Here is a 23447-nt window from a genome sequence, read left to right as displayed (position 1 = left end):
CAAATCAACCTCAAGCAACCTGCGCGCGCGACTGGTGGTAACCAATCTCTAGGTTAATACCGGCCGCCGCCTCTCTGCTTCCAGCGCGGTGCGATCGCCGAACCGTCGATGAACTCGAAGCCGCCCGCCTCGTTGAGGGTGTGCAGCTTGCGCCCACCCCATAGCGCACCGGGATTTAAGATCGTCTCAACGACCTGCTCCATGCCGATCAAATCAAGGTGAGAAATGCGTGCAATGCCGAGAGCCGCGCCATAGCTCCTGCGGCAATCCTGCACCGGTCGCAGCAATTGGCCGCCGCGTTTCACCATGCGGCCGGCCGGGCGCGCCGAGGCGATGTCGATCAGCACCGGATTGTGCGGATGCGGCGTCCAGGGGCCGCGAAAATCCGGCGCCGACCACAGATGAAGCGCGTCGGAGAAGGCGCCTGCACCTTCACCATCCCAGACGGTGGCGAACATCCACCAGCGGCCGCCATGCTCGACCAAAGTGGCGTCACTGGCGACGACGCCGGACAGAAGCGTTGCTTCCTTGACCCAGCCACCCGGGAACGCTGTCGCCCTGTAGAGATCGACCGTGCCGTTGGCGCAGCTTTCCGGCACCATCCAGACCTCGCCGTCGCGCTCGAAGACGAAGGGGTAGGAGAGATGGTAGGGCAGTTCGAGCACGGGCTCGGGGCGTCCGAGCGGGCCTGCCGGACCGAAGGGCACGGCGGAGATGATGGCCTTGCCGAGCCGGTGGATATAGTCCTCGACGAACAGGGTGACCTGGCCCCGGTAAACGATCGGGAATGGATCGGCGTAGAAGCGGCTGCCATCGTCCGGCAGCACCTGCCAGCCCGATGCCGGATGCGCGCGCAGGTCGTACAGGTCCTGGCCGCCGGCTTGCCGCCAGCCGACCTTCCAGTGCGGGGCGTTGTAGCAAAGATGGTAGATCTTCTGGACGATCCGCCGCGCCAAAGCCTTGCCCGCCCTGACGGCAAGCTTGCCGGCCGAGGGCATTGGCGGTGGGGCACCCGTTTGCGTCGGTTCGGGCAGCACCGGCACGGCCTTGGCCGCGCTTGTCATCGCCGCGACGATCAGGCTCGCCGTGCGCGCCAGCATGTCCTGGAAGGAAGCCAGTGCGATGCTGCCATACTCGGTGCCCAGGCGCCCGGCGGCAATCGCAACGCCGTCTTCCTCGATCCGGGCAAGCGGTGTCTGGCCGTTGAGGATCAAGCCCAGCAGGGCCGCTTCTCCACTGGCGCCATCGTAGGTGACGCGCCAGACTCGCGTGCCTTCCAGGCTGACGTCACCACAGAGGTCGAGCACCAGGTCGGGTGAGGGCCGCTCCGTGCGGTAGGGGGCGAGTTGCGAAAGTGGCACATGCCTGGCCAGCCCATTGCGGGGCAAGCCATGTATCGCTGTTTCAAGCTGGAACAAGGCCTCGGCGCTGCGCGGGATGCCGCCGCCAGCCGGCCGGGCGTCGACGAACAGCGTCACCCCCGGAAGCGAGGCCAGGCGCTGAAGCAACGTGACATGAAAAGCGCGGACGCATTGGCTGTCCAGGCGAAGGCTTACCCGCATATCGAACGCCCGACGGTTTGGCGAATGTCGTTGCCGACGCGGCCGGCCCGGTTGAAGTGTTGCACCATCTATGCCCGTCTCCTGCTCAGTTTTGCAATCTCAACACTCCGTTTTCGTTCTAAGCAAACTCCGTGCCAAAATTCATGCGCGCTCCGAACATAATTAATAATGTTTTAACAATTGGAGGAATAGCTAGGCTCACGCCGCAATTTTGTCTTGCAGGCAAATGGAGTATTGTAGGAGGCAGCTATGCTATCATCTCTGCCCGTGGTGCCTCAGCAATACTTTCCGGAAGCGGGATCGGTGGAATCAGCGGGATCTTACGCACCTTCGACTGTCGAGCTTGGCGATCTGAAGCGCATTTTGGTGCGCCGTCGCCTCTGGATCATCGGCACCGCCGTGCTGTTGACGCTCGCAACCCTGCTCTACGGGCTGCTCACCCCCGCGCTCTACAGCTCGGTGGCGGAAATCATCATCGATCCGCAAGACCTGCAAGTCGTCACCAACGATATCAATCCGAGCGGGCTGGCGCCCGACGGCGGCATCACGCAGGTTGAAAGCCAGGTCAGCGTCGTCCAGTCGACCGGCGTGTTGCTGCGGGCGATCAAGGCAACCAATCTGACGGAAGACCCGGAATTCAACGGGCAGGGCATGCTGTCCCGCGTCCTCGGTTCGGGTCCGGCCGCGACCGACAGGACGGTGCAGACGCTCGACGGCCTGCGCCGGCGCCTGGCGGTGAAGCGGGCGGACAAGGTCCTGGTCATCGACGTCATCGTCACCGCCAAGAGCGCCGACAAGGCAGCCCTTCTGGCCAATGCCATCGCACAAGCCTATCTGGCCGACCAGGCGAGCGCGCGCGCAAAATCCGCCACCGATGCCTCGGCGTCGATCACCGCGCGGCTGGACGAACAGCGCAAGCGCGTCCAGCAAGCCGAAAATGCCGTCGAGGCCTACAAGTCGGCCAACAACATGGTGATGACAGCCGGCAATCTGGTCAGCGACCAGGAACTGACCGAGCTCAACACGCAACTGTCGGCGGCGCAAAGCCGCACCGCGACGCTGAAGGCGCAGGTCGACCAGATGCGCAGGCAGGGCGGCACGTCGGACGCAACCTCGGAAGCGATGCGCTCGTCGGTGATTTCGAGCCTGCGGTCACAGGAGGCAACGCTTGTCGACCAGGTCTCGCAGCTTGGCACGGAACTGGGACCGCGCCATCCGTCGATGATCGCCGCGCAGCAGCAGCTGCGTGACACGCGGCAGCTGATCGCGCGCGAGCTCGGCCGGATCCAGACGGCCGCCGAGACCGACTACGTGCGGGCGCTCGCCAACCAGCAGGCGCTGGAAGCGAAGGTCGCCGGCCTCAAGAACAAATCGCTCGACACCGACCAGGCATCCGTGCGGCTGCGCGAATTGCAGCGCGATCTCGAGGCGGTTCGTTCGGTCTACGCAACCTACCTGCAGCGGGCCCAGGAAACGCGCGAGCAGATCAATGTCGACAGCACCAACGCGCGTGTCATTTCGGATGCCATGCCGGCGCAAAAAAAGAGCTGGCCGCCGCTGGGGCTGCTTTTGCTTGGCGCCGTGTTTGGCGGATTGGGGCTGGGCACCGGCCTGGCGCTGATCGCCGAGTACTCCTCGCCGACAGTGCTTTCCAGCAACCAGATGCAATTCACCATCGATGCCCCCGTGCTTGGCATCCTGCCGGCGGGAAGAAAGGCAGGATGGCGCTGGTGGCCTTTCGGCACGAGCCCGGCCGTCGCGTCCAGCCAGAAGACGGACGCTGTCGTCGGTCTCGCGCTCCGGCGCATGTTCAGTTCCGGCCGGCGTCCGCCGGATTGGCCGCTGGTGCCGTCGATCCTGGTGACGTCGCCGCCGGAAGATGGCCAGCAACGCAACAGGATCGCACGGCTCATCGCAAACGCCGCGGCGGCCAGGGGCAGCCGGGTCCTGTTCGTCGATACCAACACCGGCAACGGCCAGAAGGACCCGCAGCCGGGCATACTCGATGTGCTGCGCGGCGAGTATGCGTTTGAAGCCGTCAGCCGCTACGCCCCGGGCAGCAACGTCGCCCTGCTGGGCAGGGGCCGGCCGAAGGCGATGTTCCAGGAAGCGCACGGCGTCTACTTCGCGCAGCACATGCTGTCGCAGGCGAGCCGGAGTTTCGAACTCGTCGTCGTCGATGGCGGTGCGCTGGCCGAGAATCTGAATGCCTCGCCGCTGGTCGCCATGGTCGACGAGATCGTGCTCGTCGCCAGGCTGAACGCCACGCCGATGCGCGATGTGACGGCGGCGGTGCAGGCGATTTCCGTCATGGGGCGGGTGCCGACAGGCGCTTTGCTGGTCGACGAGGTGGCCTGACATGGCCTCCGGCTGGAGCGGAACCGCCTCGACTTTCGGCGCTGCCGCGCCCCGCGCCGGCACCTCCGTCGATGCGGTGACCCAGTTTGGACTGATCGCGGCCGTGGTGGTGCTGTTCAGCGTCTCGGGCGGCATGCTCTGGCTCTTGGGCTACAATTACGACGGCCTGTCAGGCAGCGCGGCAACCAAGATACATCCCTCCACCTATCTCATTATTCTGCTGTTTGCCTGGCGTTCGTGCACGTTCGGCAATCCGGTCGGCTACCTCGTCCACGTCGCCGACAGGCGGCCCGCCACCGCGCTGATGATCGTCATCGCCGTCGTGCTGCTGGTCGTCGTCATCGTCAGGCAACGTCCAGGCATGGCCGGCATGGTCGACACGTTCGTGGCTTCCGGGCTGCTGGTGCTCATGCTCGGCGAGGATGACGAATGGACATTCGCCCGGCTGCGCACCGTCATTCACGCGGTCATGACGGTCAATGCGCTGCTCGCCCTTGTCGAATTCGCCACCAAGACACTGGTGTTTCCCTATCGTTTCGATGGCGAGGTGTTTGCCACCGATCTGCGTTCGAGCGCGCTGCAGGGGCATCCGCTTGTCAACGCCACGCTGACGTCGATCTACGTGCTTGCCCTTTTGAGCGGTGCGAGATCGCTGCCGGCTCCGCTGCGGCTGGCGATGATCGGCCTGCAATGCGCGGCACTCGTTGCGTTCGGCGGCCGTTCGGCGATGGTGGTGACCATCCTCCTGGGTGGCAGCTATCTGCTTTTCCACGGCTTTCGAAAATTGCGCACGGGACGCGTCAACCTGCTCGGCGCCGCCCTGGCGATGATGCTGGTCGCGCTGCTGCCGGCTGCCATCGCCATATTGGCCTCGGAGGGCTTTTTCGATGCGCTGCTCGGCCGCTTCGTTTCGGATGGCGGCAGCGCCAATGCCCGCGTCGAGATGTTCGAGATCTTCAACTATCTGGAACTGCGCGATGTGATCGTCGGGCCGAGCGTCGACCTCGTCGAGAGCCTGCGCCGCATCAACGGCCTCGAATGGGGTATCGAGAATCCATTCATCCGCATGACGGTCTACCAGGGCGCCTTCTTCACCCTTTTGATGATGTCGAGCTTCGCGCTGTTCATGCATGAGGTGGCGCGCCGCTGCCATCCCGGCGTCTGGCTGCCGATGGTGGGCTGGCTCATTCTTCTCAACACCTCGGAGAGCATCTCCTCCAAGACCACGCTCCTCACCAAGATCATGGTGCTTTGTCTCGCCCTTTACCGGCCAGCGCGTTCGGTGATCAGGCCGGTCAAAGCGGTTCGTCCTTTCGCGGAAACGCTCTAAACCTTTATAAGGCAATTGCGGACGGAAAGCCGTTTCACAAAGCTCAATCAAACCGGCTGCCGCCAATGGCCGGGATTGGGCCGCCAGCGGTCTGTCGGCTTTTTGGCGTCCGAAGAACGATAGAGGACGTGCAGGCCGGTGGAACCAAGGTCTGAAGTAGGTCCGCAACAGCCTCTCAGCTCTCAAAACTGAATATCAGGAAAGCACGACGATCAGGGGCGTGCGGCTCCACGAGTGCGGCCTTTCGGATGCTCGGGGTTCAGCGCAAGGCCGACGACCATTTCCACCAAATGATCTCGGAGCGAGCGCTGCCCATCCACGGTGTAGAGCGTGCTGCCAAAAATGCGTGAGAAGGTGGCTTGGTTGGAGACGTTGAAGAAGCTCGACGCGCTGATGTGCCAGTGCAGTTCGAGAGGGGACACGTCTTCACGGAAAAGGCCATCCGCACGCCCGCGCCGGCAAATCGCCTCAAGCTTTTGAATGGCCCCTGCATTCAACAGCCTGATCAGCTCGGACTGTTCTAGATACACGCCATGATGGATGTTTTCGATCATCACGATCCTGATGAAATCCGGGTGGCGGCTGTGATGATCGAAGGTGAACTCGGCGAGCTGCTTCAGTGCCTCGACCGGCGACAGGTGATCAAGCTCCAGCTCCTGCTCGCCCGTTCGCACCTGCCGGTAGGCTTCCTCTAGGACCCGGCCGTAGAGCCGTTCCTTGTCGCCGAAATAGTAGTAGATCATCCGCTTTGACGTATGCGTCTTTGCCGCGATCTCGTCGATGCGCGCGCCGGACAGGCCGTTTGCGGCAAACTCGGTCATCGCCACCGCGAGTATGTTCTTTTGAACGCCGGCGGGATCCTGCTTCCACCCGCTGCGCCCCCCCGCCGCCGCCTTCTCGTTCAGCATCATCTCGTCACTCATGTCCGCTCCTCGCAATCGTGGCACCGGCATCTGAGTCTAGCAAATTAACCGAATAGTACAAAGTTGTTGACGAAATTAACTGACTGGTACAAAGTTGCCTCCAGTTCGATTTGGGAGGATCGCTTGGCCTCGTTGGCCACCACCACTGCGGAAAAATGGGAGACGTCTCCCAGTTCGCGCCGCATATTGGTCGGCTTGCTCGGGCGTGGAATTCAGCTTTCTAGGACGCCGGCGATGCACGAGGCGGAAGGCCGCGCCCAGGGGCTCTCCTGCGTTTATACGCTGCTCGATACCGAAACGATGGGCGAAACTGCCCCTCCTTTGGGCGATCTCATCACCTTTGCCGGGCACTTCGGCTTCACCGGCTTCAACGTCACATTCCCCTACAAACAGGAAATCATCCCGCTGCTCGACGAGCTTTCCGAGGCGGCCGAGATCCTTGGCTCGGTCAACACCGTGGTGTTCCGGGGCGGCCGCCGCATCGGCCACAACACCGACAAGTGGGGATTCAAGGAGAGTTTTCGCCACGGGCTGGCCGGACAGAAGCGTCGGGAGGTGCTGCTGCTGGGAGCCGGCGGCGCCGGCGCTGCCGTGGCCCAAGCCTTGCTGGAAAGCGGCGTCGAGACGCTGCTGGTGACCGACTTGCAGGGTGATCGGGCCGAAGCGCTGGCGTCGCGGCTCGGGTCGGCCGGCGGCACGCAAAAGGTGGAGGTCATCTCGGACCTCGCTGCGGCCTCGGCTCGCGCAGACGGCATCGTCAACGCGACGCCGGTCGGGATGGCAAAGTTGCCCGGCATGCCGATCGCCGCCGATCTGTTGCGGCCGGAGTGCTGGGTCGCCGACATCGTCTACCTGCCGCTCGAAACGGAACTGCTCAGGGAGGCGCGGCAACGGGGTTGCCGCACGCTCAGCGGCGAGGGAATGGCCGTGTTCCAGGCCGTGCGGGCTTTTGAACTTTTCACCGGGCTTGCGCCCGATGTTGAACGGATGAAGGCGGCGTTTGCCGCCTTTGGGAGCGTCCGTGACCCAGCCGACAAAGGACTTGGACACTAGCCAATAGGGAGGAAAGAACATGACTTTCAATGCCACACGCCGGGAACTCCTCGTCGGGGCGGGCGTGCTCGCCACGACGGCAGCCTTTCCGGCACTCGCCCAGGACAAGCCGAAGCTGCGCTTCTCGGCCGTGTTTTCCGAACAGGACATCCGCGCCGACATGATGAAAATGTTCGCCGGCTCGATCAAGGACGACTTCATCTTTGAGGGCTACTACGGCGGCAATCTGTTTAAGCAGGGTACCGAGCTCGTCGCCCTGCAGCGCGGCAATCTCGAGATGGGCAACATCGCACCGCAGGATATCTCCAAGCAGATCCCGTCGTGGTCGATCGTCACCGCCGCCTATTTGTTCCGCGACGCCGCGCATCTGAAAACCTTCTTCGCCGGCGATCTCGGCGCGGAGATGAAGAAGATGACCGAAGACCAGCTTGGCGTGCGCGTGCTCGGGCCGACCTATTTCGGCGCCCGGCAGATCGGCCTCAAGCCGGACAAGAAGATCACCACGCCGGCCGACATGGCGGGCATCAAGCTGCGTATGCCGGGAGGCGACGCATGGCAGTTCCTCGGCACCGCGCTTGGGGCCAATCCCGTCGCGATGGCCTACGCCGAGGTCTACACCGGGCTGCAGACCGGCGCGATCGACGGCCAGGACAATCCGCTGCCGAACGTCGAGAACATGAAGTTCTACGAGGTCATGTCGCAGATCGTGCTGACCTCGCACCTGGTCGGCTTCGATCTGCTGACCGTGTCGAAGAAGGTGTGGGACGACATGGGCGCCGAGAAGCAGGCGAAGTTCCAGGCCGCCGCTGACGCAGCCATCGAATTCAGCACGCAAAAGCACCTTGCGCGCGAGAAGGAGCTGGTCGAGCTGTTCAAGGGCAAGGGCCTCAAGCTCTACGAGCCCGACATCGCTGCGTTCCGCAAATACGCTCAGGAGAAATACCTGTCCTCGGACCTCGCCAAGGACTGGCCGGCCGGCATGGTCGACAAGATCAACGCGCTCTAAGCTGGAGGCGTGGCGGAGATGACTTCCGCCGCGCCTCCTCGTTCCAGAAATGGCTTTCACAGGCGGAGAAGCCCGCGTGACACCTTCGCTCCGAAACCTTGGCCGCTGGCTATACCGGCGCGCCGAGAACGTCCTCGCAGTGATGCTGGCGGCAATGTTCGCGGCCTTCCTGCTGCAGATCGTCTTTCGCTACTTGCTCGACATGCCGATCGGCTGGACCAACGAAATCAGCGTGATCCTGTGGATTTGGCTGGTGCTGTGGGGTGCGGCCTTCGTTGTCCGCGAGGAGGAGGAGATCCGCTTCGACCTCTTCTATGCCTCGGCCCCACCGCGTGTTCGCCGCATCATGTTCCTCATCGCGGCGGCATCGCTGATCGCACTCTATGCGATTTCGTTTCCTGCCGTGCTCGACTACGTGACGTTCATGAAGGTCGAAAAGACCGCCTATCTGAAGATCCGCTTCGACTGGCTGTTCTCGATCTACATCCTGTTCGTCGTGGCTGTCATTCTCCGCTACCTCTGGCTGTCCTGGCAGGCCGTGTTCGGCAAGGCGCCAAAGGAGTTCGATCCTACCAAGGCGGGATCGGGCGTATGAATCTCGCCAGCCCATTCTCGATCTCGGTCGTCGCGATCACCGTGCTTGCCTTCCTCGGACTGCCGATCGGGCACTCCATGATCGCCGGCTCGATCCTCTATCTACTGCTGGCAGGGCTCGACATGGGGACGGCGGCCGAGCAGCTCCTGAACGGGATGTACAACAACTACATCATCCTCGCCGTGCCGCTGTTCATCCTGGCTGCGGAGCTGATGAACATCGGCTCGATGACCGAGCGCCTGCTGCGCTTCTGCGATGCCGTGGTCGGCCGGTTCCGGGGCGGCCTCGCCTACGTCAACGTCGTCCAGAGCATCATCTTTGCGGGCATGTCGGGATCGGCCATCGCCGATGCAGCCGGCACCGGCAAGATGATGCAGATGATGATGACCAAGGACGGCAAGTACACGCCGAGCTACGCCGCGGCGCTGACAGCCGTGACCGCGGTCATCGGGCCGATCATCCCGCCATCGATCCCCATGGTCATCTATGCGCTCGTCTCCGATGCCTCGATCGGCTACCTGTTCCTCGGCGGCGTCATTCCCGGCCTGCTGATGGCGGCGGCGCAGATGGGGATCGTGGCCTATCAGGCGCGGCGCAACAACTTTCCGGTCGAGGCGCCGACACCGCTGCGCGAACTGCCGGGCATCACCTGGCGTGCCTTCCCCTCGCTCATGATGCCGGTCGTCCTGCTCGGCGGCATCTACTCCGGCGTCACCACGCCGACCGAAGCGGCGGCCGTGGCTGCGGCCTATGCTCTGGTTATCTCAGTCGTCCTTTACCGCAGTGTCAGCTTCGCCGACTTCTACAATTCCGTGCTGGCCAGCGCACGTACTTCGGCCTCGATCGGCATGCTGATCGCCGGCGCCCTGGTCTTCAATTATGTGGTCACCGTCGAAAACATCCCGGACTCGATCAAGGTCATTCTCACAAGCTGGGATCTGTCGCCCATCGGCTTCCTGATCCTAATCAATATCCTGCTGCTGCTGCTCGGCTGCGTGCTCGAAGGCACCACGATTCTTCTCGTGATCGTGCCCGTCCTTATCCCGACGGCGCGCGCGCTCGGCATCGACATGGTGCATTTCGGCGTGATGGTGGTGGTCAACATCATGCTCGGCCTAGTGACGCCGCCATACGGTCTGCTGCTGTTCATCATGACGAGGATCGCCGAGGTACCGCTGAAGGACATCGTCCGCGACGTGCTTCCGTTCCTGTGGGCGATGATCGCTTCGCTGGCTCTCATCACTTTTTTCCCGGAGCTCGTGCTCTGGCTGCCGCGGCTACTGGGTTACCAGGGCTGATCGAAGACAAAGGAGCCGTCATGGTGAAGCCTATCTACGTGATCAACGGCCCGAACCTGAACCGTCTCGGCAAGCGCGAACCGGAAATCTACGGCACGACGACGCTGGCCGAGATCGAGGCCGTCTGCCGCGATGCGGCCGGCGACACGCCCGTCCGTTTCCACCAGTCGAACAGCGAAGGCCAGATCATCGACTGGATCCACGAAGCGATCGACGAGGGAGCCGGGATCGTCATCAACCCGGCGGGCTTCTCCTTCACGTCGATCGCCATCCTCGACGCGCTGAAGATGTTCTCCGGCCCGATCGTCGAGCTCCACATCTCGAATATTCACAGGCGAGAGGAGATCTACCACCGATCGCTTGTGTCGAAGATCGCGACCGCGGTCATCGCCGGCCTCGGGCCTCGGGGATATGCCACCGCGGTGAAATCGTTGAGGGAATTGGCCGACGAATAGCGATGGTCGGCGATCTCACCAGGCACCTCACTTCTAGTTTTGACAGGAGTTAACAGGGAAGGGAAGAAAGCCACATGTGTCCTCCAGGATGCCTTCATTCGATCTGCGAAAACGCCACCCGCAGGGGTCTGCTGAAAGCCGGATTTACGCTTGGCCTTGGCGCGGCAGCGGCAGCCACGCTTCCAACCGTGCCGCGAGCCGAGGCGGCGACGACGAGTTTTACCGACACGGTCGACCTCTCTCACGCGCTCTATGAAGGGTTTCCAACCTTCAGCGGCGAGAAATGGTTCACGGTCGAGCATCTCGTCACCTTCGCCAAGGACAAGGTGAACCTCAATCGTTGGACGATCGTCGAGCACAGCGGCACCCACATGGACGCGCCTATCCACTTCTCCGCCGACGGTTTGACGGCCGACATGATCCCGATCTCGGATCTGATCGTCCCTGTCGCCGTCATCAACATCGCGGCGCGCGCCGCCGAGAACGCGGACACATCGCTCACGCCGGATGACATCAAGGCGTGGGAGTCAAAGAACGGACCACTCCCGGAAGGCTGTTGCGTGGTGATGAACTCGGGATGGCACAAGCTGGTCGGCGACCCGAAGTTCACCGGCAACGACAACGAGAAGAGAAATCACACCCCCGGTTTTCATGTCGAGACCGCGCAGTTTCTGATTGGCGAGCGAAAGGTGAAGGGGATCGGTGTCGACACGCTTTCACTGGACACAGGACTTAACTCGGGCGGGGCGTTTCCCGTCCACTACGAATGGTTGGGCAGCGGTCGTTGGGGCGTGGAATGCCTGGCGAACCTCGACGCAATCCCTGAATCCGGAGCGCGTCTCTTCCTCGGGATTCCCAGGGTGAAAGGCGCGACCGGCGGGCCCACCCGCGTCATCGCGCTTCTTTGATGCGACCAGGAACGTCAGGTTACAGATGCTATCTGCTCCTTGGACTTGGCCAAGTCCAAGGAGCATGGCTTGGACCTCGGCGATGAAAACCTCGATCGCCACCGTCTCGATCAGCGGTGACCTCCGCGAGAAGCTCGCGGCCATCGCCGCGGCCGGCTTCGACGGCGTGGAAATATTCGAGAATGACTTTCTTGCTTACGACGGCAGTCCTGCCGAAGTCGGGCGGATGATCAGGGATCACGGCCTGGAGATCACACTGTTCCAGCCTTTCCGCGATTTCGAGGGAATGCCCGAACCGCAACGGTCGCGCGCCTTCGACCGGGCGGAGCGCAAGTTCGACCTGATGCAAGAACTCGGTACGGACCTGATGCTGGTGTGTTCCAACGTCTCGCCGCTCGCGCTGGGCGGCATCGACCGTGCCGCCGACGATTTCCGCGAACTCGGCGAACGGGCAGGACGGCGCGCCCTTCGCGTCGGCTACGAGGCGCTGGCCTGGGGGAGGCATACCAGCGACCATCGCGACGCCTGGGAGATTGTCAGGCGGGCGAACCATCCCAACATCGGACTGATCCTTGACTCCTTCCACACCTTGGCCCGACGGGTGGATGTGGAGACGATCCGCGCCATCCCCGGCGATCGCATTTTCATCGTCCAGCTTGCCGATGCTCCGCTGATTGACATGGACCTGCTGTACTGGAGCCGCCATTTCCGCAACATGCCGGGCGAAGGTGACCTGCCGGTGGTCGACTTCATGCGAGCGGTTGCGGCAACCGGCTACGACGGGCCGTTGTCGCTCGAAATATTCAACGACCAGTTCCGCGGTGGATCGCCCAGGTCTATCGCGGTCGATGGCCACAGGTCCCTGGTCTACCTCATGGACCAGGTTGCACGCGCCGAGCCGGACATCGCGATCGACGTGCCGGCTTTGCCGGAACGTGTCGCGGTCAGCGGCATCGAGTTCGTCGAGTTCGCCGCAAACGAGACCGAGGCTGAAGAGTTGGTGCTGCTGCTGCGTGCCATGGGGTTCTCGCTGGTCGGTCACCACAAGCACAAGGATGTGGTGCTACTTCGCCAGGGCGCCATCAACATTGTCGTCAACACCGAAAAAGAAGGGCTGGCGCACTCCTCGTACCTCGTTCACGGCGCTTCTGCCTATGCGTTCGGATTGAAGGTCGACGATGCGGCCGCAACCGTGGCCCGGGCTCGTGCCTTGGGCGCCGAGCCCTTTGAACAGCGCCATGGTCCCGATGAGCTGGCGATACCGGCGATACGCGGGGTCGGAGGCGGCGTGATCTACTTCATCGACGGCAGGAGCGAGTTGGCAAAAGTCTGGGAGATCGAATTCGAACCGGTCAACGACGTCGGCGACGATGCCGGGCTGATGGCAATCGACCACCTCGCTCAATCAATGAACTATGAGGAGATGCTGACCTGGCTGCTTTTTTACACATCGATCTTCAGGACGACAAAATTGCCCATGGTGGATGTGATCGATCCGGCCGGCGTCGTACGGAGCCAGGTCGTTGAGAGCGATGATGGCGGGCTTAGGCTTACTTTGAATGGTGCTGAGAACCGCAGGACGCTCGCCGGTCACTTTATCGCTGAAAGCTTCGGCTCGGGCGTGCAGCATCTGGCCTTCGCCAGCTGCGATATTTTTCAGACCGCCGACCGCCTGACCGAGCTCGGCTTCAATGGGTTGGAGATCTCACCGAACTACTACGATGATCTCGAAGCACGCCTCGGGCTCGAACCGGAATTCACGAACCGGTTGCGGGCCCGAAACATCCTCTTCGATCGGGATGAGGGCGGTGACTATTTCCAGCTCTACAGCCAGACCTACGGCGAAGGTTTCTTCTTCGAGATCGTCGAGCGGCGCGGCTATCGAGGCTACGGGGCAGCCAATGCCCCGTTCCGCATTGCTGCCCAGAAGCGAACATTGCGGCCAAAAGGCATGCCAAGGATCTAACCGTTCGACGTGACCGAAAAGCGAAACTTCCACTTGGGTCAAAAGCTGCCTTGGCCCCACCTTCGCTACTGGTGCAAACGTGCCGCCTCGCCTGTGCGCTCGGATGTCTGCTTTTGGGATGCGGTTAAGTCTGCTCAACGGGCGAGATGCGGCGCATTGCTGCCATTCCATGGTCGCAAATGAAGGTCTCCCACAGGTCAAAAGCTTGCCGTAGAACCGGCAGTTCTAAAGTGGATCACCGGTCGTAAGCTACCCGACCGGATTGTGCATCGCCAGGAAGACAGCCGTTTCCTCGAAAAACTGGTCGTAGGCTGACGTGCCTTCAATGAGCACGTGGTTATTTCCCGGCAGTTCGACGAACATCGCCCCCGGAATGAGTTTTGCCATCAGGCGGCCCTCCTCGATCGGCACGACGCGATCGCCCACGCAATGCAGCACGAGCGTTGGCACACGGACCCTCTTTGCCAGCGCTGTCACCTCAACTTTGCTGTTCATTTGCCAAAGTCGCATCGCCGCCTCGGGGCTCGTGGCAATGCGCTGTAGTTCGTCAAAGCTCGCCATAATCTCATGTGGGGCGTCGGGGATGAACGTCGAAGTGAAGAAATGCCTGAAAACAGGATTGGGCGAGCCCCAGCCGTCGCGGATCATCATCGCCCCGGCTTCATACAGCTTCCTTTGGTCGAGACCCGGTCGCTTTAGCCGACCTCGGACAAAACCACCCAGCAGGACGAGACATGTCACTTGCTTCGGATGCTCCACAGCATAGCGCACGGAAAAGGCGCAGGCTTGCGAGATGCCGAGAAGCGCGAACCGATCCACCTGTGCGGCGGTCGCGACTGTCGACATGTCACCGGCCATTGCATCTTCCGATATAGTCTCAACCTCCCAGTCCGAGAGGCCGTTTCCGCGTTGATCGAACCGCACGAGATGGCAAAACTTGGCGAGCTTCGCGAGCATCGGACGCCAAATTGGACTGTGCCATTCGTACTCAAGATGGTTCAGCCAATTCGGACCCTTCAGCACCGGCGCTCCCTGGCCAATGCTGGCCCAAGCCAGTTGCACGCCGTCCGACGCCGTCGCGAACTGTACCCTCTGATGCAGCGCCGCCTCGACAGGTCGAGTCGTCTGTAGCGCCGCGTCGGGCGTCCACTGCCAGACACGGATGGGTCGGGAGATGTTCTTTACCCGCTGGTTGCCCATGTCACGGAAGGGGACCTGGATCCGGTCCTCGACTGCCTGATGCACAATGTCCGAGACGCACACGCCGCCCGGCTTGGCGAGCCCCTCTAGCCGCGAGGCCACGTTTACGCCGTCGCCGAAGACGTCTCCGTCCTCGAAGATGAGGTCACCGAGATTGATCCCGACGCGGTAAAGGATTTGGGTGTTCTCAGGCTCACCGCTGTTCCGCTCCGCCATCGATCGTTGGATTTCGATAGCACTCTCAACCGCCTCGACGACGCTCGCAAACTCGACGAGCAGGCCTTCGCCCGTGGTCTTGACGACATTGCCCCGATGCGCCGCGATCCTGGGCCTGACGACCTCACCAATATGTGCCTTCATGCGCGCAAGCGTGCCGGCTTCGTCCACCTCCATCATCCGGCTATAGCCGGAAACATCCGCGGCAAGGATCGCCGCAAGCTTCCGCTCGAAAGGGTTGGCCACCATGCCGTAGCGTACGGGTCGAGCAGCCCTTTTGTCGAGCTGCATTCCTAGCCACGCGCTTCGATGTGCCGCAGCGTTCAGATGCCAGGACCGTACGAGATCGATCGAGCTTCAAACTCATGGTCAGATGTCCGTTCATGGGCCGACAGCAGACCGACAGCTTCGGGTCTCGGATCTTAAATAGCGGACCTTCAAGTCGGTGCGAGTATCGTCGTGACGTGACCCGTTGCGGACATTCTCAGCGAATGTTTACCGCCTAAAACGATGGGTCAAGTGACCCAAGGCGGTGATTGGCATGACGCTGTCGAGAGTGATGTGCGTGATTACGACTATCTTCTCAAGGTTAGGTATTCGGTTCTTGCGCTTTGCATCGGACGAACGGCGCGGCTCCCGACAACTTACCTCGTTTTCTTTGGCCATGGGATTTCGCAGTCCGAATCTTCTGCGCGCTGCCGTTACCGGAGAACGACCCAAAGCTCTTTCGTCGGCGAAGGTCTCAGAATGGCGCATCTGCGACGTGCGCCGGGCGGCCAGACAAGGCCAAATTGAAGCTGGGTCGTAACGCATGAGCGGTGGAAACCAGGCACCCATAGGTATTGGCCCTATCAGGTGACACCACCGTCCAAGGGGGCCGTTTCGGCTACCACCAAGGAGTGCGATCGTCCCTGCAGCACCGTGGTGTTTCGCCCGACTTGGCGTCTATGCCCGTTTTTCGAAAGGTGGGATGCTGATGGCAGGCGCCGACCGGGCGCGGCTGCACCACGGAGACGCGCGATGGAAAAAGAAGAAGTCGATATTGATGACAACGAAGACGAAGACGACGTCTCCAAAATCAACACCGAGGATGCAGGCGATCTCGACATCGATCTGGATCAAGACTCCGAGCTTGGCGACGATGTCGATCTGGGGGTGACGGTCATCGGTTCGCGGCCGGCTATTGTCGAGCTCGACACGGAAGTCGACCAGAACGATGAAATGGATCAGGACGCGGATGTCGACAGCGACGTCGGCGATTCCGGCGGACGTGACATCGAGATCGCGACTGACCAACGGCCCGAGGTCGATCAGCGGATCGACGTCGATGTCGAGGTCAGCGAAGATGACGGGGTCATCGTCGTCGAGGTCGACGCCGAGATTGAAGACGATGTCGAAATCGAGAGCGATCTGAGTGTCGACGTAGACGATGATGATGAAAACGGTCTCGATGCCGATGTCGAACAGAATTCGGAAAACGATGAGAACACCGACGTTGACGTGGAAATCCGCGACGACGTCGACGCTGACGTGGACGTAGACATCGCCTCTCTCGTCGAATCCGCCGTACGTGCCGCCATCGATGCGGCAGAGGATGACGACGCGACCGAGATCAATGTCGATCTCGACGAAGAAGCCGCCGCCGACGGGGACGTCGACATAATCGTGGACCTCAGCGACGCCTGAGCTTCATCGCCGCCGCGACGCGGGACAAGCCGGGGTTTGCCCCGGCTTTCTTCCGGTGCCTGCTGCGCTGCTGTCCTGTGCCCCACCCAAAAGAAGCGCTTCATCCTTCGACGAGCCGGTGGGTTCGCCCGTTCGGGTTGACTCTTGCCCAAGCGAATAAACCAATTGGCATGAGAGTTTCCCGTTTGGGCCGCATGCTCATTGGTAACTATTTTCCCGTGCTGAGAACGGCGATGCTTCCTCCATCGACGCGTTGTCGAAGGATCCACAGGGATCGTCCGGATAGCCCGTCGGTCCGGTCTGCGAGCAGATGCCCGCCAGAGCGGTTCGTCAACCACAGGGAGGGTTAGTCCCATGCCGGACATTGAAGACAATGATTTCGATTTCGACATTGATGCCGATATCGATCAGGACCTCGATCAGGACCAGGATCAGGATGTAGACGTCGATACCGACCAGGACTCCGACGTAGACCTAGACAACACCAACGATTCCGACGTCGACAATGACAACGACCAGGACGCGGACACAGACAACGATGCAGATGCGGACGCAGATGCGGACGCAGATGATGACAGCGACGCCGACGCTGATGCCGATGCCGATGCCGACGGCGATGCCGACAACGACAACGACACCGAAATCGTCACTGATCAAGAGAACGACAATGACGTAGATGTCGATCAGGATCAGGACGTCGACGTAGATGTCAATCAGAATCAATCCGCCGATCAAGACGCGGACATCGATATCGACTTCGATTTCGACTTCGCTTGACCGTCGTTGCTGAAACCAGGCGCCCGGGGCTCATCCGGGCGCCGAGCGATGCCACCCGTCGCAGGCGCAAGCTGCGACGACCGGACTTCGCTCGTCGACGCACTTCAATGCACCGCCAAGACACCCTCGTGGAGATAAACCGACAATGGCTCTCTCCTGGATGAAAAGCGGCGCGGAAGCCGAAATAGAGCGCAAATTTCTTTTTTGCAAAGCTTGGCTGCTTTGGGTGCCCGGCCTCCTCGGGGACAAGTCACTCATGATGCTCGCCTGGATGAAGGCCAGCGCAAGAAACGGGGTCGAGCGCGCGTCGAGGGCAGTACTGCTGGCGGTTCTCACGCTCGGTTTCCTCAGAGACAAATCGCTGGTGGGCCTCGTCTGGATGAGGGCCAGCGCGAGAAACGAGATCGAGCGCGCGTCCAGGGCGCTGCTGTCGGCGGTTCTTGCGCTGGGTCCCCTCAGAGAGAAATCGCTGACGGTCCTCGCGTGGGTGAAGGGGGGCGCCGGGGCCGAGATCGAGCGCGCATGTCGTCTTTCCAAGGTCTGGCTGCTTGCGGTCCTCGCGCGCAACCTCAGTGACTCGCCCGTAGTCCACTCTCGCTTGAAGGGCCGTGGAAGAACCGACGTCGAGCGCGCTTTCAATCTTTGCAAAGCTTCGCTGCTCATGATCCTGGTGCTCAGCTTCTTCGTGAACCTGTTGGCGCTGACGGTTCCCCTTTACCTCCTGCATATCTATGACCACGTCCTTGCGAGCCGCAGTATCGAGACGCTCGTGATGTTGACCTTGATCGTCATCGTTGCGTTGGCCGTGCATGCCATCCTGGAGACCCTGCGCCGCGCGATGCTCATCCGCATTGGGGTGTGGCTCGATGAGCGCCTGCAAGCCCCGGTCCTTATTGCAGCTGTGCAGTCGGCCATGCGCGGTGATCCAGCCGCGGCGGCGCAGGCCTGGCGGGACATTGGCGGCCTCCGCTCCTTCTTCGGCGGCACTGCCTGCACAGCTTTGTTCGATCTTCCGTGGACGCCGATCTTCATTCTCGCGATGATCCTGGTGCATCCGCTTCTCGGCGCGATCGGCCTTTTGGCGGCGGTCGTCCTGTTCGGGCTTGCGATGCTCAATGAAATGGTGACCCGCAAACCCTTTGCCCGGTCGAGCGCCGTCTGGGCAGAGAGCCAACACCGGTTCGAGTCCCTGCTGCGCAATGTTGAAGCAATCAGCGCCATGGGAATGCTGCCTGGGGTGGCCCGCCTCCTACACGATGACCAGTCCGACGCTAAGGAGGCTCAACTCGCCGCCGCAATGCGTGGCTCAGCAATCCAGGCTCTCGCACGCTTCGTCCGACTTCTCGCTCAAGTCGTCGTCATGGCATGCGCAGCCTGGCTGGTGATTCTGCACGATGTTAGCCCAGCGGTGATCTTCGCAACTTCTATCCTGCTGGGCCGGTGTCTCGGCCCAGTCGAGGGCGCGATCGGTACCTGGAAGGCAGTCAGCGGCGTACGTCTGGGCTACAGCCGCCTTCACAAGATCATGGCGGCCGCGCCGCAGCCTCGAAGGGCAATGGAACTACCGCGCCCAAATGGACAACTCTCCGTCGAGCAGGTTACCTTCATGCCGCCGGGCGCGGACACGCCGGCGCTGCGCCGGCTGACCTTCGTCGTCAATCCCGGGCAAATCCTTGGAATAGTCGGTCCCTCAGGGGCCGGGAAGTCGACCCTTGGGCGAATCATTGCGGGCACTCTCGCTCCCACGGTCGGGCATGTGCGCCTCGATAGCGCCGACATCGGGCTCTGGCTGGCCTCCGGTGGTCATCGATATCTCGGCTATCTTCCCCAGGACATCGAGCTCTTAGGCGGGACGGTTCGGCAGAACATCGCCCGCATGCAGGAGGCCCACGCGGATGACGTGATCGCTGCCGCTGCCATGGTGGGCTTGCATGAAGCGATCATGCGGCTGCCTATGGGCTACGAGACTGATATCGGCGAAGGTGGCACGCGGCTGTCCGGCGGGCAGCGGCAGCGGCTCGGCCTGGCACGAGCCCTTTTCGGCCATCCGCGTCTCATCGTTCTGGATGAGCCGAACGCCAGCCTCGACGCCGAAGGCGAGGATGCCTTGCGGCGGGCTATTGAGGAGATGAGGGGGCGAGGATCGACGATCATCGTCATCGCCCAGCGCCTTGGCATCCTGAACATGTCTGACAAGATTCTGGTGCTTGACAACGGCAGAATGGATGCCTTCGGGAACCGTCGGGACGTCGCCAGGAAGATCAAGAGCGGGCGCACCAGCATTGCGGTCAGGCGCCCACAGATCGTAAACGCCCTGAATCGCGCAGGGCAACTTGGCCAGGTTGACTCCTCGGGACCGCCGCCGGCGGCGAGACGCCTCGCTAACGGGGCGGAAGCCGAGGGGGCCGTGTCATGAGAAGCTCGAACCACACTGTGGCGCACGATCTCGCAGACGTCCTGCCGCCACCGCCGGGGACGCCGTTCCGGCGCCTGCGGCTCCTCGCTGCGAGCGCGTTCGCGGTGGTCGGCGTGTTCGTCATCGGCTTCGGCTTCTGGGCAACCTATGCGCCGCTCGAAAGCGCTGCCATCGCTGGAGGGACGATCGAGGCAGAGTCCAGCCGCAAAACCATTCAGCATCTGGAGGGTGGAATAATCGGCCGGATCCTGGTGAAGGACGGCGACGAGGTGACCGCTGGGCAGCCGCTCATCGGGCTGGACAACACAAGGGCTCGCGCCACCGCTCACGTGCTCCAGGCGCAGCTCTGGGAAGCACGGGCCCTGGAGGCGCGCCTGGTGGCGGAGCGCGATGGCCGCGACGCCATCCAGTTCCCGCTTGGCCTTACCTCGGCCGCTCAGGGCAACCCCGCGCTGGCGGAGGTGATGGCCGGGCAAATCAGGATCTTCGATACGCACCACAAGCTCCAGTCATCGCGGATCGGGGTCATTCAGCAGCGCAAGGCTCAGACGAAGGAGGAAATCGCTGCGCTGCGCTTTCAGGCGCAAGCTGCCGCGAAGCGCGCGGCAATCATCAAGAAGGAGATGGCGATTGTTGCCAGCATGGTCGCCAAAGGTCTGCAGACGCGCGGGCGTCTCTTACAGCTCGAGCGCGAACAGGCCGAGATTGACGGACGGTCTGGCGATACACTGGCGCAGGTTTCGCGGGCCAGGCAAGCCATAGGAGAATCGGATGCAATGATCCTCCAGATGAGGAGCGACCAAGACAACAAGAGCGCCGAGATGCTGCGCGACGTTCAAGCACAGATTTACCAGCTTATCGAGCGTATTCAGTCCGCAAGGGAAGTGCTGGGCCGAACAATCGTTCGCGCGCCCGAAGCCGGCACGATCACGGATCTGCGTATCCACACTCTCGGAGGGGTGGTGGTCGCCGGCGAGCCGCTCATGGATCTTGTCCCGCGTCGGGACCGCCTGATAGTGCTGGCTCAGGTCAAACCGGAGGACATCGACCTGGTCCGTGCCGGTCTCCAAGCGCGGGTCCGCCTCCTGGCATACAAGCACCGACGGGTGCCTCCCGTCGATGGCGTCCTTACTTATGTCTCCGCCGACCGCCAAATCGACAAGGAAACGGCGCGGGCCTATTACATCGCCCGCGTCCGGATCAGCGAGACGTCCTTGCGTGAGTTGCCGGAGGTGGAGATCATGCCCGGAATGCCGGCCGAAGTACTGATTAGGACCGGACAGTTCACTGTCGCCCACTATATGCTGCGTCCCCTCCTCGAGAGCTTCAACCGGGCCTTCCGAGAAGATTGAGAGGCTGGGATGCTTCCCACCGATAGAAGAACCCGCGGCGCCCTGCCACCCATCGGAGCCGATCCGCAGGAAATCGCCGGGCCGGAATTGACCGTCGTTGGCAGCTTGGCCGTGCCGAGCGAGATCCCGTTCCCTGCCGCTCCGCCGGCCATGCATTCGGTTGCCGATCAGGCACCGGGCGAGCAGGAAGGCGGGCCGACGGCGCACGGCTTCGATGGGAATCCCGCGACAATGCCGATCAAGAATCTGGCTCCGTCCAGCGACGCGCACGACCTCTCGGGCGCCCTTGGAGCGACGGACGGACCAAACGTCATTTCCATCTCCGTGGCTCAGAATTCCTCCGGGCCGAGATCTCCCGCGATCACCCAGCGAGAAGGCGCCGGCAGCCATGACGGGCACGATCACCAAGATGAGCCAAGCGGCGACGACGCCGGCGGTGGTGTCAGCCTCGGTCCGAACGATAGCGAGTTGGACGAAATCGACGACCCGCCCACTGGTGTCGGCGCCGGTTCGAACGATCTCGGGCCGGCCGGGACCGACGACGTACATAGCATCAATGTGATGCAAACCGTGTTGGTCGACCAGGATGCAAGCTTCGCGGTCAGCGGCTACGTGGGCGAGGTGGCGGCGCGCCTGCACATATTCCAGGATCTTGTGATGGACCAGGACGTAGACATTTCCTTAACCGTCGACGGCGAAGGAAATTTCGCGGTTCTGCTCGATCAGGAAATGCGCATCGATCAGGAGATCGATCTCGATCTCGAAATCTTCGACGTCGACGGTGTACTCCATCTGGATGTTTTCCTGTGGGACTCCGTCGAGGTCGAACAGGATACGACGATCGATCTGCGGATCAGCGACGGACCACCTGGTGGCACGGTCGACGTGAACCAGGATATCGAGCTCGATCAGGACGTCGACATCGACATCGACATCGACAGCGAACTGGAAGAACTTTACGCTGTCAGAGCATATGTTGACGTGCTCCAGCAGGCCAACGCCGATCAGTACGCCGTCGTGGACATCGAGGACTGGAATGGCAAGATCGACATGGATGTGGACGCAACACAAACCGCGATCATCGAACAGCAAACCGTCGTGCAAGTCGATTTTGCACTGGTCTAAATCATCTGGGCAAACCTGATCCATATCGTGTGAATCTGCACGCAGCCGAGGAAACCGGGCGCGAGTTCGTCTCAGCGCGCCACAAATGGGGCGTGAGTGCTTGATCCTGTCGGAGAGGGCGCCCGATGCAGTTGTGCATCGCGTAGGTTTGCCTGTCGATCAGCCGCTGGAATTTACGGTTCGACGCGGAATTGGGATTATCTGCCCGGCGCCACGGCCTGCAGGATCGCGGTGGAAGTCCGTCAGACAGAATTGCCGCAAATTTGTGTCAAATGCGACCGATCTTAACCATACGGCCAACTAAAGGTAGATTAGCAGCAGCTAACTCGCTTATATTATTTTGGGGAGCCAATAAGGAGGGTGTATTGACTCTCTCGCTTTCGGTCGAACAGAACGGCTCGCCTTGCGAGCGTCCTTCCATCGTTATAGTCGACCACCATCCGCTATGGCGAAGTTGTCTCGCGCGGATTCTTCGTGATGAGTTCCGGGATTTCGCTATCCTGGAGATCGAGACCCCGCATCAATTGGACTCCGTGGTCGGGAAAGCTATCAGTCTTGCTACGCTCAACATCGGAGGCGCTGCCATAACGGACGAGCGCGTACTGAAGAGCCTCTCTTTGCTTCACCGATTGCTGCCCGACGCCCCTCTCATGCTCCTCACGCGGCTCGAAGCATCAACTATTTCAGATGCAATGATTTCCGAAGTGACCCGCTTTGGCGTGAGAGGCTACATTGCACACTCCGTTTCTGTCGAGATTGCCTTGGCTGCGCTTCGATTGGTAATCGCCGGTGGCGTTTACTTTCCGCGATCGCTGGACATGGACTGCGCAAGCTGGGTTTCCGTTTCGCCGGAGAATATCGTCGCCTTGCAAACGCCTATTGCCCTAAACGGCATGGCGACCGCGCTGCCCGTGATCGCGAGCCCAGCCAACATCGTATTCACGGGACGCGAGCGACAGGTGCTGGCAACCTTGTTGCGCGGCCTGTCCAACAAGGTCATCGCCAATGAACTGAACTTGTCGCAGAATACGGTCAAGTCGCACATCTCGCGTATCATGCACAAGCTGCATGCGAAGAACAGGACTGAGGCGGTTGTTCTGTCCCAGCACAATGCGCATGTCGCCAATGGAGACGCGCAGAGCGGCATTTCCGACGCATAGAACCCGCACCTAGTAGCCGTCATAGTAACCCAGTCAGATCGGCTCTCTATGATATTTGGAT

The 23447-nt window shown here is 61.6% G+C and carries 18 protein-coding genes; 15 read left to right on the top strand and 3 right to left on the bottom strand.

All coding sequences use genetic code 11. From position 1 onward, the window contains the following. Positions 1-53: 53 nt before the first annotated feature. Entirely contained in the window at positions 54-1562 is a 1509-nt protein-coding gene (locus tag ACFSOZ_RS15835) for a glucosamine inositolphosphorylceramide transferase family protein (RefSeq protein ID WP_379099695.1), read from the bottom strand. Between the two features lie 249 nt (positions 1563-1811). Here ACFSOZ_RS15835 and ACFSOZ_RS15830 point away from each other — a divergent pair, with 249 nt between their 5' ends. Both ACFSOZ_RS15830 and ACFSOZ_RS15825 read left to right on the top strand, forming a co-directional pair. Further along, a complete protein-coding gene (locus tag ACFSOZ_RS15830) occupies positions 1812-3920 on the top strand; it encodes an exopolysaccharide transport family protein (RefSeq protein WP_379099692.1) in 2109 nt (702 codons plus the stop codon). A gap of 1 nt (position 3921) precedes the next feature. Further along, complete coding sequence (locus ACFSOZ_RS15825; protein ID WP_379099690.1) at positions 3922-5250, top strand: VpsF family polysaccharide biosynthesis protein; 1329 nt, start codon at positions 3922-3924, stop codon at positions 5248-5250. A 212-nt stretch (positions 5251-5462) separates the two neighbouring features. On the opposite strand, the gene ACFSOZ_RS15820 is transcribed toward ACFSOZ_RS15825, so the two are convergent. Beyond that, a complete protein-coding gene (locus ACFSOZ_RS15820) occupies positions 5463-6173 on the bottom strand; it encodes a TetR/AcrR family transcriptional regulator (RefSeq protein WP_379099687.1) in 711 nt (236 codons plus the stop codon). A gap of 123 nt (positions 6174-6296) precedes the next feature. Between ACFSOZ_RS15820 and ACFSOZ_RS15815 the strand changes: the two genes are divergently transcribed. From ACFSOZ_RS15815 to ACFSOZ_RS15785, 7 genes are all read left to right on the top strand, one after another. Then, complete coding sequence (locus ACFSOZ_RS15815) at positions 6297-7226, top strand: shikimate dehydrogenase (protein ID WP_379099684.1); 930 nt, start codon at positions 6297-6299, stop codon at positions 7224-7226. A 19-nt stretch (positions 7227-7245) separates the two neighbouring features. After that, positions 7246-8232, top strand: a complete 987-nt coding sequence (dctP, locus tag ACFSOZ_RS15810; protein ID WP_379099681.1) for a TRAP transporter substrate-binding protein DctP — start codon at positions 7246-7248, stop codon at positions 8230-8232. A 76-nt stretch (positions 8233-8308) separates the two neighbouring features. Continuing rightward, the gene (locus ACFSOZ_RS15805) at positions 8309-8827 is read left to right on the top strand and encodes a TRAP transporter small permease (protein WP_379099678.1); all 519 of its coding nucleotides are present in this window, start codon (positions 8309-8311) and stop codon (positions 8825-8827) included. Next, positions 8824-10125 carry a TRAP transporter large permease gene (locus ACFSOZ_RS15800; protein ID WP_379099675.1) on the top strand — a complete coding sequence of 434 codons (1302 nt, stop codon included), beginning with the start codon at positions 8824-8826 and terminating at the stop codon, positions 10123-10125. The genes ACFSOZ_RS15805 and ACFSOZ_RS15800 overlap by 4 nt, the downstream gene beginning before the upstream one ends. A gap of 20 nt (positions 10126-10145) precedes the next feature. Then, the gene (locus tag ACFSOZ_RS15795) at positions 10146-10580 is read left to right on the top strand and encodes a type II 3-dehydroquinate dehydratase (protein WP_379099672.1); all 435 of its coding nucleotides are present in this window, start codon (positions 10146-10148) and stop codon (positions 10578-10580) included. A gap of 74 nt (positions 10581-10654) precedes the next feature. Next, a complete protein-coding gene (locus ACFSOZ_RS15790; RefSeq protein ID WP_379099669.1) occupies positions 10655-11488 on the top strand; it encodes a cyclase family protein in 834 nt (277 codons plus the stop codon). Between the two features lie 82 nt (positions 11489-11570). Next, positions 11571-13454 (top strand): bifunctional sugar phosphate isomerase/epimerase/4-hydroxyphenylpyruvate dioxygenase family protein, encoded by a 1884-nt coding sequence (locus tag ACFSOZ_RS15785; RefSeq protein WP_379099666.1) that lies wholly within the window; start codon positions 11571-11573, stop codon positions 13452-13454. Positions 13455-13703: 249 nt separating this feature from the next. On the opposite strand, the gene ACFSOZ_RS15780 is transcribed toward ACFSOZ_RS15785, so the two are convergent. Then, entirely contained in the window at positions 13704-15161 is a 1458-nt protein-coding gene (locus ACFSOZ_RS15780) for an alpha/beta fold hydrolase (RefSeq protein ID WP_379099663.1), read from the bottom strand. 564 nt (positions 15162-15725) lie between these two features. Between ACFSOZ_RS15780 and ACFSOZ_RS15775 the strand changes: the two genes are divergently transcribed. The 6 genes from ACFSOZ_RS15775 to ACFSOZ_RS15750 all read left to right on the top strand — a co-directional run bounded on the left by ACFSOZ_RS15775 (position 15726) and on the right by ACFSOZ_RS15750 (position 23386). After that, entirely contained in the window at positions 15726-16556 is an 831-nt protein-coding gene (locus ACFSOZ_RS15775; protein ID WP_379099659.1) for a hypothetical protein, read from the top strand. 354 nt (positions 16557-16910) lie between these two features. Beyond that, the gene (locus ACFSOZ_RS15770) at positions 16911-17333 is read left to right on the top strand and encodes a hypothetical protein (RefSeq protein ID WP_379099656.1); all 423 of its coding nucleotides are present in this window, start codon (positions 16911-16913) and stop codon (positions 17331-17333) included. Between the two features lie 145 nt (positions 17334-17478). Continuing rightward, positions 17479-19749: a type I secretion system permease/ATPase gene (locus tag ACFSOZ_RS15765; RefSeq protein ID WP_379099653.1), complete on the top strand. Its 2271-nt coding sequence runs from the start codon at positions 17479-17481 to the stop codon at positions 19747-19749. After that, a complete protein-coding gene (locus ACFSOZ_RS15760; RefSeq protein WP_379099650.1) occupies positions 19746-21101 on the top strand; it encodes an HlyD family type I secretion periplasmic adaptor subunit in 1356 nt (451 codons plus the stop codon). The genes ACFSOZ_RS15765 and ACFSOZ_RS15760 overlap by 4 nt, the downstream gene beginning before the upstream one ends. 9 nt (positions 21102-21110) lie before the next feature. Then, complete coding sequence (locus ACFSOZ_RS15755) at positions 21111-22226, top strand: hypothetical protein (RefSeq protein ID WP_379099647.1); 1116 nt, start codon at positions 21111-21113, stop codon at positions 22224-22226. Between the two features lie 365 nt (positions 22227-22591). Beyond that, entirely contained in the window at positions 22592-23386 is a 795-nt protein-coding gene (locus ACFSOZ_RS15750; RefSeq protein ID WP_379099644.1) for a response regulator transcription factor, read from the top strand. Positions 23387-23447: the final 61 nt, after the last annotated feature.

It is taken from the genome of Mesorhizobium newzealandense, from assembly GCF_042682145.1.
In the GTDB taxonomy this organism is placed as follows: domain Bacteria; phylum Pseudomonadota; class Alphaproteobacteria; order Rhizobiales; family Rhizobiaceae; genus Mesorhizobium; species Mesorhizobium newzealandense.
The sequence above is the reverse complement of the archived record's forward strand: the minus strand, read 5'-3'. Positions and strand labels throughout refer to the sequence as shown.

Coding starts and splice junctions, on each gene's coding strand:
- ACFSOZ_RS15835 (WP_379099695.1), bottom strand. CDS start 1,562: ATGCGGGTAAGCCTTCGCCTGGACAGCCAATGCGTCCGCGCTTTTCAT.
- ACFSOZ_RS15830 (WP_379099692.1), top strand. CDS start 1,812: ATGCTATCATCTCTGCCCGTGGTGCCTCAGCAATACTTTCCGGAAGCG.
- ACFSOZ_RS15825 (WP_379099690.1), top strand. CDS start 3,922: ATGGCCTCCGGCTGGAGCGGAACCGCCTCGACTTTCGGCGCTGCCGCG.
- ACFSOZ_RS15820 (WP_379099687.1), bottom strand. CDS start 6,173: ATGAGTGACGAGATGATGCTGAACGAGAAGGCGGCGGCGGGGGGGCGC.
- dctP (WP_379099681.1), top strand. CDS start 7,246: ATGACTTTCAATGCCACACGCCGGGAACTCCTCGTCGGGGCGGGCGTG.
- ACFSOZ_RS15800 (WP_379099675.1), top strand. CDS start 8,824: ATGAATCTCGCCAGCCCATTCTCGATCTCGGTCGTCGCGATCACCGTG.
- ACFSOZ_RS15795 (WP_379099672.1), top strand. CDS start 10,146: ATGGTGAAGCCTATCTACGTGATCAACGGCCCGAACCTGAACCGTCTC.
- ACFSOZ_RS15790 (WP_379099669.1), top strand. CDS start 10,655: ATGTGTCCTCCAGGATGCCTTCATTCGATCTGCGAAAACGCCACCCGC.
- ACFSOZ_RS15785 (WP_379099666.1), top strand. CDS start 11,571: ATGAAAACCTCGATCGCCACCGTCTCGATCAGCGGTGACCTCCGCGAG.
- ACFSOZ_RS15780 (WP_379099663.1), bottom strand. CDS start 15,161: ATGCAGCTCGACAAAAGGGCTGCTCGACCCGTACGCTACGGCATGGTG.
- ACFSOZ_RS15770 (WP_379099656.1), top strand. CDS start 16,911: ATGCCGGACATTGAAGACAATGATTTCGATTTCGACATTGATGCCGAT.
- ACFSOZ_RS15765 (WP_379099653.1), top strand. CDS start 17,479: ATGGCTCTCTCCTGGATGAAAAGCGGCGCGGAAGCCGAAATAGAGCGC.
- ACFSOZ_RS15760 (WP_379099650.1), top strand. CDS start 19,746: ATGAGAAGCTCGAACCACACTGTGGCGCACGATCTCGCAGACGTCCTG.
- ACFSOZ_RS15755 (WP_379099647.1), top strand. CDS start 21,111: ATGCTTCCCACCGATAGAAGAACCCGCGGCGCCCTGCCACCCATCGGA.